This is a genomic window from Blautia caecimuris (assembly GCF_024622975.1).
Lineage (GTDB): Bacteria > Bacillota > Clostridia > Lachnospirales > Lachnospiraceae > Blautia_A > Blautia_A caecimuris.
In genome coordinates this window covers 22,123-39,342 of record NZ_JANJZT010000019.1, presented here as the reverse complement: position 1 = coordinate 39,342, position 17,220 = coordinate 22,123, and the positions used below count along the sequence as shown (strand labels likewise).

Here is a 17,220-nt window from a genome sequence, read left to right as displayed (position 1 = left end):
TTTTATTCGAAATTCCTCTTTATCCAATATACATTCACCAACTTTCCATAATTAAAACAAGTTTAACATATGCATTTATGCTTGTCAAAGAACTTTCCCCGGAAAAAATAAATTCCGGGGAAAAATTACTGCTGTTTACAGTTCACTTTTTTTACTGGATTAAAAACTTCACCCTTTACAACCCTGAATACTTTATTAATGTGAAACTGATGGTTCACAAAATCATCCAGGCCTGTACAGGTGATCAATGTCTGAATATCATGGATACTGTCCAGAAGATACGTCTGACGGCTGCTGTCCAACTCTGAAAGTACATCATCCAGAAGAAGCACAGGCGTATCTCCGATTTTTTTCTTTACAAGATATATTTCCGAAAGTTTCAAAGACAGAGCGGCTGTCCTCTGCTGTCCCTGCGATCCGTATTTCCTGATATCAATACCATTTACCAGAAAACAGAGATCATCTCTGTGAGGTCCTGAAGAGGTCATTTTCATCCGGATATCCCTGTCCCTGTTTCTGAAAAGCAGCTCCTCAAAATCCTCTTCCTGTGCGCTTGGTTCATAAATAACCTGAAGAAGCTCTTCACCGCCGGTAAGATTTTTGTGAATATCACAAATGATCTCATTTAACTCTTCCACAAAAGTCTGGCGTTTGCGAATCAGCTTTCTGCCGTACTGTATCATCTGCTTATCCCACACTTCCAGCGTATCTTTCAAAGATGGATTCGCATACATATCCTTCAGAAGACGGTTTCTCTGGTTTACAATATGATTATATCCGGCCAGATCAGACAGATAGATCTGATCCAGCTGACACAGCTCCAGATCCAGAAATCTTCTTCTTTCACCAGGACCGTTTTTAATAATATTAAGATCCTCCGGCGAAAAAAATACAAGATTTACAATTCCAAAAAGCTCTCTTGCTTTTTTAACCGGAAGCCCGTTGACTGCAGCTCCTTTTGCCTTGTTTTTCCGAAGATGCATGTCCAGCTTGTAAGAAAGACCATCCTTTTTTACCATCATCCGGATGTGAGCATCCTCCTGACCGAAACGGATCATCTCTCTGTCCTTACTTCCCTTATGAGACTTTGTTGTCCCACAAAGATATACAGATTCCAGAATATTTGTTTTTCCCTGTGCATTATCCCCGTAAAAAATATTTGTTTCCCTGTCAAGATTCAGCTCAAGGGTTTCATAATTCCTGAAATTTTTTAATTGTACAGACTCTATATACATAATCTACCTGATCACTTTTATATCCTGTCCGTTAAAGGAGATCACATCCCCTTCATACACTTTTCTGCCGCGACGTTCGTCAACTTCACCGTTCACTTTAACAAGCCCGTCCTGAATGACAAACTTTGCCTCAACTCCGTCTTCTACAACTCCTGCAAGTTTCAAAGCCTGTCCCAGCTTGATAAATTCATCTCTGATTTTGATTTCCACAATGATCCTCCTTTATCTTGCCTGATTCTGGCTGATATTTACAGGCAGGATCAGATAGGTGTATGTCTCCTCATCATCTCTGATAAAACATGGAGCCTTGGGATTCATAAGGTACATATGAATATTTTCATCATCAATAACTTTCAAAGCATCGATCAGGAATTTCGGGTTAAATCCGATGAGAATATCCTTTCCTTCTTTCTCAATATCGATCTCTTCATTCATGGATCCCATGGAAGAATCAATTTTAAGCTCCATTTTATTATCTCTGATATCAATGACGATCGGTTTTTTATCCCCTTCTCTTACAAGAAGTGTGGCGCGGTCAATACAGTTCAGAAATTCTTTTTTATTTACAGACAGCTTGGTATCATAATCACTGGAAAGCATCTGATCAATGCGGAAGTATTCTCCCTCGATCAGTCTTGATACCACCATGGTCTGATCAAACTCAAACAATATATGGTTTTTTGTAAAATAAATGCTTACCTGATCATCAACCTCACCGGAAAGGATTTTGCTGATCTCACTAAGTGTCTTTCCAGGAACGACAATCTTTTTGTCAGAATATTCTCTCTTAAGAGGCATGCGTCTAATGGATATACGATGGCCGTCCAGAGACACTATTTTCAGACAATTATTCTTTATCTCAAAAAGTTCACCTGTCATTAACCGGTTATTTTCGTTTACAGCAATAGAAAACAGAGTTTGGCGGATCATTTCTTTTAATGTAAACTGTGAAAGAGTAAGAGATTCATCCCGTTCAATAACAGGAAGGTAGGCAAAATCTTCTCCTGTTTTTCCCGGAATTGTAAATTTTGCTTTTTCACAGGTGATCGTTGCTACATAATTTTCATCTGTATGGATGGTCACGTCATTATCAGGAAGTCTTCTGATGATCTCATAGAAAATTTTTGCATCAAGAGCAACCATTCCTTTTTCAGCAATTGTTCCGTCAACAATTGTTTCAATTCCCAGTTCCATATCATTTGTAGTAAATTTGATCTGGTTTGTTGAGGCATTGATCAGAATACATTCCAGAATCGGCATTGTTGTTTTAGAAGGAACAGCTTTCAAAGAGATATTAACGCTTTTTAATAAAATTGTTTTGGAACAGATAATTTTCATGTTGTGTATAACTCCCTTCCTGTTTGAAAATGGCTTTTTAAAAAAATAAATAAGAAAAAATCCGTATTAGCCGCCTTAGGGGCTGTGAATATGTGAAAAAGTCCAAAAAAACCTTAAAAATCAAGACTTTCAAACTGTATAACTTCGTGTAAAACCCCGGGTTTCATATGTGGATAAAGTAATTATCCCTGTGGATTAATTTTCTTCCTGAGGGTGTCAATGGAATTTTTCAGGTTGTCATTTGTCTGAAGTTCTTTCTCAATTTTTTCAATTCCATGCATAACTGTAGTGTGATCGCGGTTTCCGAGATTTTTTCCAATGGTTTTCAGTGATGTATCAATGATATCCCTGCATAAATACATGGCAATCTGTCTCGGCATAACTATTTTTGAGCTTCTTTTGTTTCCGCAGAGGTCTGCTGTTGTCACATGATAGTGCTCTGCCACTACAGAAATAATGTATTCCGGCGTGATCTCCTTCTGCTGGTCCGGTGAAATGATATCTTTCAGCGCTTTTTCAGCAAGTTCCAAAGTGACTTCCTTTTTTTCAAGCTTGGAACTTGCCATTACTTTATTAAAGGCGCCTTCCAGCTCACGGATATTTGATTTTATATTGGTGGCTATGTATTTTATAACCTCTTCGCTGATATTATAGCCGTCCAGTTCTTCCTTTTTATGAAGAATTGCCATTCGGGTTTCATAATCCGGCAGTGTAATATCTGCGATCAGACCCCACTCGAACCGGGAACGGAAGCGTTCCTCCAGAATTTCCATATCTTTCGGAGGTTTATCAGAAGATATGATAATCTGTTTTTTGGCGCTGTGGAGACTGTTGAAGGTATGGAAAAATTCTTCCTGTGTGGACTCTTTTCCTATAATAAACTGGATATCGTCAACAAGAAGAACGTCAATATTCCTGTATTTTTCACGGAATTTGGACATTGCTGAATTATTTCCGTTTCGGATCGTCTCGATCAGTTCATTGGTAAATTCTTCACTTGTTACATAAAGAACCTTACTGTTTTCATTATTGTCAATAATATAATGCGCAATGGAATGCATCAGGTGAGTTTTTCCCAGTCCGGCGCCTCCGTAAATAAAAAGAGGATTATAAGTATCTCCCGGAGATTCCGCAACTGCAAGAGCTGCTGCCTGGGCAAATTTATTGTTGCTTCCTACAATAAAGCTGTCAAAAGTATATTTTGGATTCAGATGAGCTTCCTCACATCTTTGATCGCGAAGAGATTTGGATTCAGACATATTATAGGAAGGAATTTCTTTTTTCGGGACATTTTCCGGAAGAATAAACTGGATTTCACAGCTTTCCATTCCCGTAACCTCGCAGATTGTAACCTGAAGAGGCAGTCTGTATTTTTTATTTACAATATCTAATAGAACACTCTGTTCAGAAGGAACGAGGATCGTGACAACGTTGTCCCTTACCTCGTATACTTTCAAAGGCTTCAGCCATGTATTGAAGGCAACGTTCGCAACATCATATTCAACTTTCACGATTTGAAGGATTTCATCCCATTTTTCTATAACTTTATCCATTTTCACTCTCCCGGTTCCTGGTTTCAGGTGTTTTTTTGTTTATATTAAGTCTGAAAGACATAAATATCCTTATATATATTATAATAAATAAAGGTTTTACGCAATCCTTATTTGAATAATTGTAGTTATACACATTTTTCCACATGTGGATAATGTGAGAGATGTGGAAAATCCCCTTTAAGTTTACATAAAACCGGAAATAGTGGATAAATACCCATGGGGATTGTGTATAAAGTTGTCCACGTAATAATCCTTGTAAAATAAAGGGATTTTTAAACATAATGTGTAAAAATAAGTCGAAAAATGTGGACATTTTTTAGGGTATCCTCAGAGTTATCCACAAGTTATCCACAAAATGTGGATAACATTACGTAAACTGAAGATTTCCACATATAGATGTTGATTCTAAACAACCGGAAGTAAGAGAAACTTTCAAACCTGATAATAAGCAGTCCATTTGTATAAAAATCTTATTTTTAGCTTGACGAACAGGGGGTTTATGAATATAATTGAAATGATGTTCTATGAAAATTTTTAAATTGGATAATAGATAAAGGAGGTGCTTTACCTATGAAAATGACATTTCAGCCAAAGAAGAGATCAAGAGCTAAAGTTCACGGATTCAGAGCCCGCATGAGCACAAAAGGCGGCCGTAAAGTATTAGCTGCAAGAAGATTAAAAGGAAGAAAGCAGTTATCAGCATAAGATCAGACATAAGACCGCAGTATTGTGGTCTTTTCTTCTATACAGGATTATTTCTGTAAGAATAAGAATTGAAGGAGGACCAGATGAAATATTCAGAGTCCTTAAAGAAAAGCAAAGATTTTCAGCAGGTTTACAGACATGGAACATCAAAGGCAAATCGGTATCTGGTGATGTACGTACTGGAAAATCAGTACATGAAGAATCGTCTGGGAATATCAGTAAGTAAAAAAGTAGGAAACAGTGTGGTCCGCCACAGAATCACCAGATTGATAAGGGAAAGTTATCGTTTAAATGAACCGTTATTTTGTAACGGCCTGGATATTGTAGTAATTGCCAGAGCATCTGCAAAGGGAAAAAGCTATCAGGAAATAGAAAGCGCTCTGCTGCATCTGGCCGGAAAGCATCATATAACAGGTGAAAAGAAAAATGAAGAATATTCTGATTAAACTGATACGGCTTTATCAAAAATATTTATCACCGATGAAGAGAACAAAATGCCCTTATATTCCCACATGTTCTCAGTATGGTTTGGAAGCAATCCAAAAATATGGCGCGATCAAGGGTGGATTGCTTGCCCTCTGGAGAATTTTAAGGTGTAATCCTTTTTCTCACGGAGGATATGATCCTGTGCCATAATCAGGAGGAAATGAAAATTGGAATTGATGATTTTAGCTACAAAGAACTCGACGCCGATCATTGGCCAGATCTCTGTTGTTATGGGCTGGATTATGAACGGTATCTACAAATTCCTTGACGGATTGTTCGGAATCCAGAATCTCGGTCTTTGTATCATTATTTTCAGTATTCTGATCTATCTTTTTATGACTCCTCTTCAGATCAAGCAGCAGAAGTTCTCAAAACTGAGTTCAGTTATGCAGCCGGAGCTGATGAAGATCCAGAAAAAATATCAGAATAAAAAAGATCAGGTTTCCATGCAGAAAATGCAGGAAGAAACCTCAGCAGTTTACCAGAAATACGGAGTATCACCTACCGGAAGCTGTGTTCAGCTTTTGATCCAGCTGCCGATCCTGTGGTCTCTGTGGCACGTAATCCAGAATATTCCTGCCTATGTAGGCAGTGTAAAAAGTGTTCTTGACGGAGTTGCTTCTCAGATTATCGGTGTCAGCGGATATACGAATATCCTTCAGGACTTTATCACTGATAATAAAATGACCCGTGTTCGTTTGATTCTTGAGGGAGAAACCGCAACCTCAAATTCTGTCATTGACTTTTTGTATGCTCTTTCTCCGGCACAGTGGGATAAACTGGGCGATATGAGCCAGTTTGCAGGATTTTCTGATGCGATTAACAGTACTGCATCTGAGATTTCCCACATGCAGAGCTTTCTGGGGCTGAACATTGCAGATATGCCATGGAACTATATCACAGCAGTTGTTGCAGGCGGATCCATTCTTCTTGCAATCGCAGCGCTTCTTATCCCGATTCTTTCCTGGGGAACTCAGGTGCTGAACCTGAAGCTGATGCCGCAGGCTGCTCAGAATGATGATGGCGCAAATCCCATGGCAAGTTCCATGAAGACCATGAACATGGTAATGCCTCTTATGTCAGCATTTTTCTGCTTCACATTCCCGGTAGGTCTTGGTATTTACTGGATTTCCAGTGCTGTTGTAAGAAGCGTCCAGCAGGTTCTTATTAACCGTCATCTGAACAAGATGGATATTGAAGTTCTGATTAATGAAAACATGAAGAAAATAGAAGAGAAGAGGGCAAAAGCCGGACTTCCGCCTCAGAAGATCACTAATCAGGCACATCAGAGTGTAAAAAATATCAACAAGGTAGAAAAAGGAAACAGTGGTTCACCGGAAGCAGAGCGTGCGAAAAAGGTTGAGGAATCCTACAAAAAGGCAGCAGCTGCAAAACCGGACAGTATTACAGCAAAAGCAAATCTGGTAAGAACCTTTGACGAAAGAAATAAGAAGAAATAGGAAGGAACGGAGGGGTTCATCATGAATGAGTATGTTCAGTTTTCTGCAAAAACGAAAAATGAAGCAATTACAAAAGCGTGTATTGAACTGGGCGTATCCAGTGATCAGTTGGACATTCAGGTGATTACTGAGGGAAGTACAGGTTTCTTTGGATTTGGAAGCAAGCCGGCTATCATTAAAGTACGTAAGCTTGAAGTTTCTTCCGAGGAAGCAGAAATCGAAAAAATTGTAGATTCAGTAAAAATTGAATCCTTTAAGGAAGAGAAAAAGGCACCGAAACAGCATTCCAGACCTTCTCATAAGGCTGAAAAGAGGGAAGAGCCTGCAGCAGAGGAAAAAGAGTCTGTAAAAGACAGGCAGCCGAAGCCGGTAAAGGAAAAGACCTTTAAAGAAAAGCCTGTAAGAGAGCCTAAGGAAAAGGTTCAGAAAGAAAAACCTGTAAAACAGTCCAGAGAGATCGAGGTACTTTCTGATCCGGAGGAAATCAAAGAAATCGAAGAGAGAGCGCTTGTATTTCTCAGAGAAGTATTTTCTTCCATGGAACTGGGCGAGGTTCAGATCACTTCAAAATACAATACAAAGGACGGCTGTCTGGAGGTTGATTTTGAGGGACAGGATATGGGAATTCTGATTGGAAAAAGAGGACAGACCCTTGATTCTCTTCAGTATCTGACAAGTCTTGTTGTGAATAAAGGTAAATCTACCTATATCCGGGTAAAACTGGATACAGAAGATTACCGCAGAAGAAGAAAAGAGACACTGGAAAATCTGGCAAGAGGAATTGCCTACAAGGTAAAGAAAACCAGAAAACCGGTTGTTCTTGAACCAATGAATCCTTATGAAAGAAGAATCATCCATTCTGCTCTTCAGGGAAATAAATTTGTAGAGACTGTCAGTGAAGGTGAAGAGCCTTACCGTCATGTAGTTGTAAAACTGAAAAGATATTAAGATGAGATACATCTGAACAAAAATGTTATTCTGGGTGAAAGCGTGAATAATACGGACTTGACGTAGGCTTTTTCCCGGAGTAACATTTTTTTATGTAAAGGTTTTTGAAGGATATATGGATACACTAATAAAAATGTCAGTGTATATTTTTTATAAACAGGTATGAGAAAGAGATCTATTTTATACCAGAAAACACAGTTTAATTTATGCATACAAACAGGAGGATTGCAGATGGAGACAACGATTGCAGCAATTTCCACAGCAATGAGCGCTTCCGGCATCGGAATCGTCCGGATCAGCGGAGAAGATGCAATGAATGTGATTTCCAGGATTTACCGGTCAAAGAATGGAAAGAAAAATATAAAAGAAGTAAAAACTCATACCATTCATTATGGATATATCTGCGATGGAGAGGAAACGGTAGATGAAGTTCTGGTAATGGTAATGCGCGGTCCAAAAACATATACAGGAGAAGACACGGTAGAAATTGACTGTCACGGCGGTGTTTTTGCCATGAAGAAGGTTCTGGAAACTGTTCTGAAAAACGGAGCGCAGGTAGCGGAACCCGGAGAATTTACAAAACGTGCTTTTCTGAACGGGAGACTGGATCTTTCTCAGGCTGAGGCTGTTATGGATGTGATTCAGGCAAAAAGCGACATAGCGTTGAAAGGCTCTGTAGAGCAGCTGAAGGGATCGGTTCTCCGGGTGATCCGGGAAATCAGGGCAAAGCTTCTTCATCATATTGCGTATATAGAAACCGCGCTTGATGATCCGGAGCATTTTGATCTGGAGGGGTATCCGGATGAACTGATGGAAGTGGTAAAGGAAGAGGCAGAAGAGGTGAAAAAGCTTCTGAAGTCTGCTGATGACGGAAAAATGATCCAGGAGGGTATCCGCACAGTTATCCTGGGAAAACCAAATGCAGGAAAATCCTCTCTGTTAAATTTTCTTGTAGGAGAGGATCGGGCAATTGTAACAGAAATTGCAGGAACCACAAGAGATACGCTGGAGGAATATATTTCTCTTCATGGAATCAGTTTAAGGATCATTGATACAGCCGGCATCAGAGAGACAGAAGATATTGTAGAAAAAATTGGTGTGGAAAAGGCCAGACAGATGGCTGAAAAAGCAGACCTGATCCTTTATGTGGTAGATTCTTCCAAGCCTCTTGATAAAAACGATGAAGAGATCATGGAGCTGCTTCATGGAAGAAAAAGTATTATTATTTATAATAAAACAGATCTGACTCCGGTGGTTTCGCCTCAGCATCTGGAAGAAAAAACAGGAAAACAGGTGATACCTGTGTCAGTGGTGGAAGGATCAGGAATAGAAAACCTGGAAACAGCCATTAAAGAAATGTTTTTCCGCGGGGAGATTTCCTTTAATGATGAGGTTTATATTACAAATGCACGTCATAAGACTGCCCTGGAAGAGGCGGAGAGAAGCCTTAACATGGTAATGGAAAGTATTGAAGCAGGAATGCCGGAGGATTTCTTTTCCATTGATCTGATGGGAGCTTACGAAAGCCTTGGAAAGATTATGGGCGAATCCCTGGGCGAAGATCTGGTAAATGAGATATTCAGCAAGTTCTGTGTAGGAAAATAGATGGAGGACAGAGGAATGTGCGCAAAGAGGTTGGAAAAAAATTGTGACATTGTTGTTGTGGGGGCAGGGCACGCAGGCTGTGAAGCAGCCCTGGCAGCGGCAAGACTTGGATTTGAGACAGTAATGTTTACAGTAAGTGTGGACAGCATTGCCCTTATGCCCTGTAACCCAAATATCGGAGGAAGCTCCAAGGGGCATCTGGTAAGAGAGGTGGATGCTCTTGGCGGCGAAATGGGAAAGAATATTGACAAGACCTTTATTCAGTCAAAAATGCTGAATAAATCAAAGGGACCAGCGGTTCATTCACTGAGAGCGCAGGCAGATAAACAGGCTTACAGCAATGAAATGCGTAAAACACTGGAAAATCAGGAGCATCTGACCATAAGACAGGGAGAAGTAACCCGACTTCTTACAGAGGAGAACCGGATTACAGGTGTGGAGCTTTACTCAGGCGCTGTTTACCACTGCCGTGCGGTAATCCTGTGTACAGGAACTTATCTGAAATCCCGCTGCATTTACGGAGATGTCAGTGACTATACTGGTCCTAACGGTCTGCAGGCAGCAAATTACCTGACAGATTCGCTGAAAGAGCTTGGAGTGGAAATGTTCCGGTTTAAGACAGGAACACCGGCCCGTATTGCAGGAAATACCATTGATTATTCAAAAATGGAAGAGCAGTTTGGAGATGAAAGAGTTGTGCCGTTTTCTTTTTCCACAGATCCGGAAGCTGTACAGATTCCGCAGAAATCCTGCTGGCTGACCTACACAAATGAAAAAACTCATGAGATCATCCGGAACAATCTGGACCGTTCACCCCTTTATTCCGGTACGATCGAGGGAACAGGACCCAGATACTGCCCGTCTATTGAGGACAAGGTAGTACGCTTTGCTGATAAAAACCGCCATCAGGTATTTATTGAGCCGGAAGGACTTTATACAAATGAAATGTACGTGGGAGGAATGTCCAGTTCTCTTCCTGAGGACGTTCAGGATGCCATGTATCATTCTGTTCCCGGACTGGAAAATGCAAAGATCGTAAAAAATGCCTATGCTATTGAATACGACTGCATCAATCCCCGGCAGCTTTATCCTACACTGGAATTTAAGAATATAAAAGGCCTGTTCAGCGCGGGGCAGTTTAACGGAAGCTCCGGATATGAGGAAGCGGCAGCCCAGGGACTGATTGCAGGCATTAATGCAGCGCTGAAGCTGAAAGGGAAAGAAATGCTGGTTCTGGATCGCTCAGAGGCGTATATAGGTGTTCTTATTGATGACCTTGTAACAAAAGAAAACCATGAGCCTTACCGGATGATGACAAGCCGTGCAGAGTACAGGCTGCTTCTCAGACAGGACAACGCAGACCTCAGACTTCGCAGAAAGGGCTATGAAGCCGGGCTGATCCAGGAGGAAACCTGGCAGAAAACACTGGACAAAGAAAAGGCAATAGAGGCAGAAATAAAAAGAACCGAACATGTGACTATTGGAGGAACGCCTGAGGTTCAGAAGCTTCTTGAGGAAAAAGGAAGCACTCTTCTGAAGTCCGGAACAACGCTTGCAGAGCTGATCAGAAGGCCTGAGCTTACGTATGACGATCTGGCTGCTGTTGATAAAGAAAGACCTGAGCTTCCGTGGGATGTCAAACAGCAGGTAGAGATCAACCTGAAATATGACGGTTATATTAAACGCCAGATGAAACAGGTGGAACAGTTTAAAAAGCTGGAAACAAAAAAGATTCCTGAGGATCTTGATTACGAAAAGGTTGGAAGCCTTCGTATTGAGGCAAGACAGAAGCTGGAAGCCTACAGACCGGTTTCCATTGGACAGGCATCCAGGATTTCCGGTGTTTCACCGGCAGACGTATCGGTACTGCTTGTATATCTGGAACAGTACAGAAAAGGCAGACAATAAATCAGATAAGGAGAAGATTATGGCATACGATTTAAGTGTACTGGATCAGGGCTGTCAGGAAATGGGCATTGTCCTGGACGGGGAACAGAGGCAGCAGTTTGTGGATTTTTATGAGTATCTTGTAGAAAAAAACAAGGTCATGAACCTGACAGGGATTACAGAATTTCAGGAGGTGCTTGTAAAACATTTTCTGGACAGTCTTGCCTGTGTAAAAGCAGTTGACATAAAAAAAGTAAAACGTATGATGGATGTGGGAACAGGGGCCGGATTTCCGGGAGTGCCTCTGAAGATCGTATTTCCTCATCTGGAAGCCTGCCTTCTGGATTCCCTGAAAAAAAGGGTGAACTTTCTGGAGGAGACCTTTGATCTCTTAAAGCTGACAGATATTACGGCTGTTCACGGAAGAGCAGAAGAATATGCAAAAAACAAAGCCTACAGAGAAAGCTTTGATCTTTGCGTATCAAGAGCAGTATCCAATCTGGCAACTCTTTCTGAATACTGCCTGCCCTATGTAAAGGTTGGCGGAAGCTTTATTTCCTATAAGTCGGGAACGGTTCAGGAAGAGGCAGAGCAGGCGGAAAAAGCAGTAAAAATCCTTGGAGGAAAAATCAGGGATGTGGTTTATTTCAGTCTTCCGGATTCAGAGATCCAGAGATCTCTGGTAGTGATTGAAAAAGTAAAATCCACATCGGGAAAATATCCCCGAAAAGCAGGAACACCTTTGAAAGAACCTCTTGTATAACTGGTTTCACAAAATCATCACACAATTCCCCTACTTTTATCACAACTTTTTCATAGAATATTCATAAGGCGGACAAACACAGAGTCCGCCTTCCATACAATCAGGGAAAAAGGAGGAGAGTTCAGTGATTGAAGTCAGCAATCTGGTCAAACGGTATGGAGACCATACAGCAGTTGACCACCTTTCTTTTCAGATAGAGAAAGGCAAAATTTATGGATTTCTTGGTCCAAACGGTGCAGGAAAATCTACAACAATGAATATGATCACCGGCTATATCGCGTCTACAGAAGGTACAGTAACCATAGACGGACATGATATTCTGGAGGAGCCGGAAAAGGCAAAAAAATGCATCGGTTATCTTCCCGAGCAGCCACCGCTTTATTTCGATATGACCGTTCTGGAATATATGAAATTTGCAGCGGATCTGAAAAAAATCCCAAAAGACAAGAAAAAAGCCATGATCGAAGAGGTCATGGATATGGTGAAAATTACAGATATGAAAAACCGTCTGATCAAAAATCTTTCCAAAGGTTATCGTCAGAGGGTGGGACTTGCCCAGGCAATTCTCGGTTATCCGGAGGTTATCATACTGGACGAGCCAACTGTAGGACTTGACCCGAAGCAGATCATAGAGATCAGAGATCTGATCAAAAGTCTGAAAAAAAAGCATACGGTTATTTTAAGCTCTCATATTCTTTCTGAGGTCAGTGCGGTCTGCGATTATGTACTGATCATTTCTCACGGAAAGCTTGTGGCAAGCGATACTCCTGATAATCTTGGAAAACTGGCAGCAGGCTCCAACAATCTGAATCTTCTGGTAAAAGGAGAAAAGAGCCGTATCCGTCAGCTTCTGGAAGAAATTTCCGGAGTAAAGGAAATCTCCATAGAGAAAAAATCAGACCAGGAGGGCTGGAATGTGACTGTCTCCACAGAAGAAAATGCGGATATCCGTGAAGAAGTATTCTTTAAAATGGCAGAAAATCATTGTCCGATTCTGGAAATGCAGTCTCAGAAGATTTCTCTGGAGGAGATTTTCCTTGAACTGACAGAGGATAATAAAAAGGATTCATCTGACACAGATAACCGGATACAAACAGCTGAAGAAGCAGAAGCTGTGATCAGAGAATCAGAAAACATGACAGAGGAGGCGGATAAACATGACAGCAGTTTATAAAAGAGAGCTGAGAAGCTATCTTACCTCAATGATCGGATATCTGTTTATCTTTTTTATACTTTTACTGACAGGAATTTATTTTTCTGCCTATCAGCTGGATGCTGCTTATCCCAGATTTGAGTATACACTAAGCGCTCTGACCTTTGTATTTCTGATCAGTGTGCCGATTCTTACCATGAGGACTCTGGCAGAGGAACGAAAACAGAAAACAGACCAGCTTCTTCTTACGGCTCCTGTTTCTGTGGGAAAGATCGTTATGGGCAAGTACCTTGCCCTGGTAACCATCTTTGCAATTCCCATGGCGATCATCTGCCTGTATCCTCTGGTAATGTCAAAATTCGGAACCGTATCTTTTGGAACTGCATATACAGGAATCCTTGGATTCTTTCTTCTGGGATGCGCAAACCTTGCCATAGGTGCGTTTATTTCCTCCCTTACAGAAAGCCAGGTTATTGCGGCAGTGCTGACCTTTGTATTTCTGTTTGCCTTTTTTATGATGAACGGAATCTCTTCCTTTTTCTCTGAAGGCGCTCTGTCTACCTGCATTACCTTTGGTCTTCTGATGCTGGCGGCTTCGATCATTATTTATACAATGATCAAAAACTTCCTGATTTCTGCAGTGATCTGCCTGATCGGAGAGGCTGCTCTTGCAGTTGTTTATGTGGTGAACAGCAGCTTTTTTGCAGGCGGCATCCAGAAAGCCCTTCAGATATTTAACATAAGCGGACATTTTGACAATTTTGCAAATGGAATTTTTGATGTGAATGGAATTGTATACTTCCTTTCTGTCATTGCAGTATGCATGTTTCTCACTGTACAGTCCATTGTAAAGAGACGTTGGAATTAAGGAGGTGGGAAGAGTGAAATTAAAAGAAAAACCGAAAAAGAAGCAGCCGGAAAAGAAAAATAAAGGAATCTCAGAGAAAAAATCCTTTAAAGAAAAAATAAAATCCAGTTTTAACGGAAAATACATCAAAAACGGTTCCTACAGTATGCTGATCAGTGTGATCTTTATAGTGATCTTTATAGTGCTCAATATGATCGTGAATGCTCTGCCGACAAAATATTCCGAGATAGATGTCAGTGATCAGAAGCTTTTCAGCATTGGAAAACAGACGGAAGATTTTCTTAAAAAACTGGATAAGGACGTAACTATTTATCAGATCGCTCAGAGCGGAGCTGAGGATGAAACGGTAAGCAAGCTTCTGAAAAAATATGAGGAAGCATCTGATCATATTAAGGTAGAAAAGAAAGATCCTGTTGTCAATCCCAAGTTTACTTCAGAGTATACAGACGCAGAGGTTTCCTCAAACAGCCTGATCGTTGAATGTGGAGAAAGAAGCAAGGTTGTGGATTATGGCGAGATTTACGAATCTTCTGTGGATTATAATACTTACAGCTATACTACCACAGGATTTGACGGAGAAGGCCAGATCACCAGCGCCATTTCCTACGTGACCTCAGAAAACCTGCCGGTTCTTTATACACTGGACGGACATGGAGAAAAAGATCTGGACGCTTCCATCCGGGAGGATATTGAAAAGGCAAATATTGAAATCCGCTCCCTGAATCTTCTTACAGAAGAAAGCGTGCCGGAAGATACTGCCTGCCTGATGATCAATTCACCGGCAACAGATATTTCTGAGGATGAGAAAAATGCAATTCTTGAATATCTGGAAAACGGCGGAAAAGCAATGATCTTCTCTGATTACACAGAAGAGTCCATGGAAAACTTTGACGCTGTTCTGGAAAACTACGGCGTAGAGCGGGCTGACGGAATTGTTATTGAAGGAGACGCACAGCACTATGCAATGCAGATGCCGTATTATATTGTTCCTGAAGTGAAAAGTGCAGAGCCTGTATCCGGTTTTGCATCAGAAGGATATTTTGTTCTTGCGCCATATGCACAGGGTATCCGTAAACTGGACAGTGTAAGAGATACTGTGACAATTGACAGCATTCTGACAACCTCTGACAGCGCATATTCCAAGGTGGATCTAAACAGTGAAACCCTGGAAAAAACAGAAGAAGATATTGCAGGTCCCTTTGATTTGGGAGTAAGTATTACAGAAACTCTTAAAGACGATAAACAGACGCAGATTATTTATTATTCTACGGCAAACCTGATGGACAGCCAGATCAATGCGGCAGTAGCAGGAGGAAATGAACAGCTGATCATGGAATCTCTGAACTGGATGTGCAGCTCTGATGAGGCAGAGACAGTTTCTATTCCATCCAAGAGTCTGCAGGTAACCGCTCTCACACCTACTGCTTATGACGTAAGCTTCTGGAAAATCTGTACAATGGGCCTGATTCCGGGAGTATTCCTTGTAATTGGATTCTGTGTATGGCTGAAAAGGAGAAAAGCATAATGAAGAGCAAGACAGTAAAACTGATTTCCGGAGTTGCTGTACTGGCTGTTCTTTCAGGAACCTACATAGGAGTTACTTCCTATGTGGATTCCCAGGAAGAAAAAGAAGCTGAGGCAGCAGATACCAGTGTCAGCGTCGTAGAAATGGATTCGGAAAAAATTACTTCTGTCTCTTTTAACGGCACAGAGGGAGCAGAAGAGGTTTTTGAGAAGGATGGAGACAAGTGGGTAAAAAAAGACGAGCCGGATTTTCCGGTAAGTCAGGATACTCTTGACGGCGCGGTAAATGCACTGACAGCGCTGTCAGCAGACCAGAAGCTTGAAAATCCCGGGGATCTCAGCGAATATGATCTGGATAAACCTCAGAATCAGATTACTCTCACGGAAGAGGATGGAAATCGCATCATTCTTCAGGTAGGAATGAAAAATGAAGCTTCCGGTCAGTATTATATGAAAAAATCAGAGGATGACAAAGATATTTATCTTGTTTCCGCTGTATCTCTGGAACCGTTTATGGGAACTTCCTATGAGTTTGCGCAGGCGGAAAGCTTCCCGGCAGTAACCTCAGCAACCATTAAAGATGTAAAAGTGGAAAAAGAAAACGGTTATCAGCTTTCTCAGGACGATGACAGCCTGTACTGGTATGTTTCTGACGGAAAAACCTCTGAGCAGGCAGATACCTCCAAGGCGGGAACAGTAACCTCTGCCATAGGTTCTCTCACCTACGGGGACTTTGTAGACTATAACTGCACAGATCAGGCCAAATACGGCTTTGATGACCCGTATGCAATAATTACCGCAACTTATCTTGCGGAAGAGGATGCAGAGGCAGATACGGACGCTACAGGGGCATCTGAGAGTGAAGATAAGACAGAGACAGCATCAGAGGCGGAAGACTCTGGGGAAGCTGAAGAAAAGCCCCAGGTGGAAAAGCAGCTTGTGATTTATGTGGGAGATGAGATTGACGGAAACCGTTATGTGAAAGTCAATGACAGTAAACAGGTGTATACAATACCAGAGACTTCTCTGACAGATATTGTAGACAAGAATATTTCAGATTTTTACAGTCTGACAGTAAATTATCTGACTGTCAATAATCTGGACAGTCTTGAAGTTCAGTCTGAGGACGGAGCTCATACCGTACAGGTTACAAGAGAAACCGCAAAAAATACAGAAGACAGTACGGAAGAAAGCGCCGGATCCGAGAAAGAAGAGGGTTCCGGTGACACCGGGGAAGCTGCTGCAGATACAGATAAAGAAAATGAAGATGCAGCGGAAAATACTTCTGATGAAAAGACCGGGACTGCAGAAGCGGAAAAAATTTCCTATGTTCTTGATGGAAAGGAAATTGAGGAAACAGTATTTACTACTTTCTATAACAAACTGATTAATATGGCAGGTCAGGAACGCCTGACAGAGGAGTATACGCCGGATGAAGCTGCTGCTTTTACCTTTGTTTTCACTGATACAGAGGGACAGAAAACAACCGTAAGCTATTATGAGTACGATTCCAGCTTTTATGCAGCAGTGACAGGTGATAAGGTTTATCTTGTAAACAAAATGGATATACGTGATCTTACAGACGCATATCAGGAAATGCTGAATACAGATTCTTCTGAAGAAAGCCAAGAAGCATCCTGACCCGTAAAATTACTGGTTATGATTACAGAATGCGGAATGCCCCCGGAAATTAAT

Annotated in this window: 16 protein-coding genes; 12 read left to right on the top strand and 4 right to left on the bottom strand. The window is 41.2% G+C overall.

Annotation, left to right across the window (positions count from 1 at the left end):
* Window positions 1-125: 125 nt before the first annotated feature.
* The 4 genes from recF to dnaA form a co-directional block, all read right to left on the bottom strand.
* The gene (recF, locus tag NSA57_RS12400) at window positions 126-1,235 is read right to left on the bottom strand and encodes a DNA replication/repair protein RecF (RefSeq protein ID WP_257464996.1); all 1,110 of its coding nucleotides are present in this window, start codon (window positions 1,233-1,235) and stop codon (window positions 126-128) included.
* A gap of 3 nt (window positions 1,236-1,238) precedes the next feature.
* Window positions 1,239-1,448, bottom strand: coding sequence for an RNA-binding S4 domain-containing protein (locus tag NSA57_RS12395; RefSeq protein WP_138270989.1), 210 nt, complete (start codon window positions 1,446-1,448; stop codon window positions 1,239-1,241).
* A 9-nt stretch (window positions 1,449-1,457) separates the two neighbouring features.
* A complete protein-coding gene (gene dnaN, locus NSA57_RS12390; RefSeq protein WP_257464994.1) occupies window positions 1,458-2,573 on the bottom strand; it encodes a DNA polymerase III subunit beta in 1,116 nt (371 codons plus the stop codon).
* A 182-nt stretch (window positions 2,574-2,755) separates the two neighbouring features.
* Window positions 2,756-4,126 (bottom strand): chromosomal replication initiator protein DnaA, encoded by a 1,371-nt coding sequence (gene dnaA, locus NSA57_RS12385; RefSeq protein WP_147598883.1) that lies wholly within the window; start codon window positions 4,124-4,126, stop codon window positions 2,756-2,758.
* A gap of 570 nt (window positions 4,127-4,696) precedes the next feature.
* Between dnaA and rpmH the strand changes: the two genes are divergently transcribed.
* The 12 genes from rpmH to NSA57_RS12325 all read left to right on the top strand — a co-directional run bounded on the left by rpmH (window position 4,697) and on the right by NSA57_RS12325 (window position 17,166).
* Window positions 4,697-4,831 (top strand): 50S ribosomal protein L34, encoded by a 135-nt coding sequence (rpmH, locus tag NSA57_RS12380; RefSeq protein WP_005423866.1) that lies wholly within the window; start codon window positions 4,697-4,699, stop codon window positions 4,829-4,831.
* A gap of 83 nt (window positions 4,832-4,914) precedes the next feature.
* Window positions 4,915-5,277, top strand: coding sequence for a ribonuclease P protein component (gene rnpA, locus NSA57_RS12375; protein WP_147598882.1), 363 nt, complete (start codon window positions 4,915-4,917; stop codon window positions 5,275-5,277).
* Window positions 5,258-5,467: a membrane protein insertion efficiency factor YidD gene (gene yidD, locus NSA57_RS12370; protein ID WP_138270987.1), complete on the top strand. Its 210-nt coding sequence runs from the start codon at window positions 5,258-5,260 to the stop codon at window positions 5,465-5,467. Before rnpA ends, yidD begins: the two co-directional genes overlap by 20 nt.
* A 26-nt stretch (window positions 5,468-5,493) precedes the next feature.
* Complete coding sequence (gene yidC, locus NSA57_RS12365) at window positions 5,494-6,777, top strand: YidC/Oxa1 family membrane protein insertase (RefSeq protein ID WP_147598918.1); 1,284 nt, start codon at window positions 5,494-5,496, stop codon at window positions 6,775-6,777.
* Window positions 6,778-6,798: 21 nt separating this feature from the next.
* Window positions 6,799-7,725 (top strand): RNA-binding cell elongation regulator Jag/EloR, encoded by a 927-nt coding sequence (gene jag / locus NSA57_RS12360; protein ID WP_257464993.1) that lies wholly within the window; start codon window positions 6,799-6,801, stop codon window positions 7,723-7,725.
* Between the two features lie 231 nt (window positions 7,726-7,956).
* Complete coding sequence (gene mnmE, locus NSA57_RS12355; RefSeq protein WP_257464992.1) at window positions 7,957-9,330, top strand: tRNA uridine-5-carboxymethylaminomethyl(34) synthesis GTPase MnmE; 1,374 nt, start codon at window positions 7,957-7,959, stop codon at window positions 9,328-9,330.
* Between the two features lie 15 nt (window positions 9,331-9,345).
* A complete protein-coding gene (gene mnmG, locus NSA57_RS12350) occupies window positions 9,346-11,238 on the top strand; it encodes a tRNA uridine-5-carboxymethylaminomethyl(34) synthesis enzyme MnmG (protein WP_257464991.1) in 1,893 nt (630 codons plus the stop codon).
* Window positions 11,239-11,257: 19 nt separating this feature from the next.
* Complete coding sequence (gene rsmG / locus NSA57_RS12345) at window positions 11,258-11,980, top strand: 16S rRNA (guanine(527)-N(7))-methyltransferase RsmG (RefSeq protein ID WP_257464990.1); 723 nt, start codon at window positions 11,258-11,260, stop codon at window positions 11,978-11,980.
* A 124-nt stretch (window positions 11,981-12,104) separates the two neighbouring features.
* Window positions 12,105-13,154, top strand: coding sequence for an ABC transporter ATP-binding protein (locus NSA57_RS12340; RefSeq protein WP_257464989.1), 1,050 nt, complete (start codon window positions 12,105-12,107; stop codon window positions 13,152-13,154).
* Complete coding sequence (locus NSA57_RS12335) at window positions 13,138-14,001, top strand: ABC transporter permease (RefSeq protein WP_257464988.1); 864 nt, start codon at window positions 13,138-13,140, stop codon at window positions 13,999-14,001. The genes NSA57_RS12340 and NSA57_RS12335 overlap by 17 nt, the downstream gene beginning before the upstream one ends.
* Before the next feature lie 13 nt (window positions 14,002-14,014).
* Entirely contained in the window at window positions 14,015-15,526 is a 1,512-nt protein-coding gene (locus NSA57_RS12330; protein WP_257464987.1) for a GldG family protein, read from the top strand.
* Entirely contained in the window at window positions 15,526-17,166 is a 1,641-nt protein-coding gene (locus NSA57_RS12325; protein ID WP_257464986.1) for a DUF4340 domain-containing protein, read from the top strand. The genes NSA57_RS12330 and NSA57_RS12325 overlap by 1 nt, the downstream gene beginning before the upstream one ends.
* The last annotated feature ends 54 nt before the right edge of the window (window positions 17,167-17,220 follow it).

What these genes read in the sequence shown, in the direction of transcription:
- recF (WP_257464996.1), bottom strand. Translation starts at nt 1,235, where the DNA reads ATGTATATAGAGTCTGTACAATTAAAAAATTTCAGGAATTATGAAACC.
- dnaN (WP_257464994.1), bottom strand. Translation starts at nt 2,573, where the DNA reads ATGAAAATTATCTGTTCCAAAACAATTTTATTAAAAAGCGTTAATATC.
- dnaA (WP_147598883.1), bottom strand. Translation starts at nt 4,126, where the DNA reads ATGGATAAAGTTATAGAAAAATGGGATGAAATCCTTCAAATCGTGAAA.
- rpmH (WP_005423866.1), top strand. Translation starts at nt 4,697, where the DNA reads ATGAAAATGACATTTCAGCCAAAGAAGAGATCAAGAGCTAAAGTTCAC.
- rnpA (WP_147598882.1), top strand. Translation starts at nt 4,915, where the DNA reads ATGAAATATTCAGAGTCCTTAAAGAAAAGCAAAGATTTTCAGCAGGTT.
- yidD (WP_138270987.1), top strand. Translation starts at nt 5,258, where the DNA reads ATGAAGAATATTCTGATTAAACTGATACGGCTTTATCAAAAATATTTA.
- yidC (WP_147598918.1), top strand. Translation starts at nt 5,494, where the DNA reads ATGATTTTAGCTACAAAGAACTCGACGCCGATCATTGGCCAGATCTCT.
- jag (WP_257464993.1), top strand. Translation starts at nt 6,799, where the DNA reads ATGAATGAGTATGTTCAGTTTTCTGCAAAAACGAAAAATGAAGCAATT.
- mnmE (WP_257464992.1), top strand. Translation starts at nt 7,957, where the DNA reads ATGGAGACAACGATTGCAGCAATTTCCACAGCAATGAGCGCTTCCGGC.
- mnmG (WP_257464991.1), top strand. Translation starts at nt 9,346, where the DNA reads ATGTGCGCAAAGAGGTTGGAAAAAAATTGTGACATTGTTGTTGTGGGG.
- rsmG (WP_257464990.1), top strand. Translation starts at nt 11,258, where the DNA reads ATGGCATACGATTTAAGTGTACTGGATCAGGGCTGTCAGGAAATGGGC.
- NSA57_RS12335 (WP_257464988.1), top strand. Translation starts at nt 13,138, where the DNA reads ATGACAGCAGTTTATAAAAGAGAGCTGAGAAGCTATCTTACCTCAATG.
- NSA57_RS12325 (WP_257464986.1), top strand. Translation starts at nt 15,526, where the DNA reads ATGAAGAGCAAGACAGTAAAACTGATTTCCGGAGTTGCTGTACTGGCT.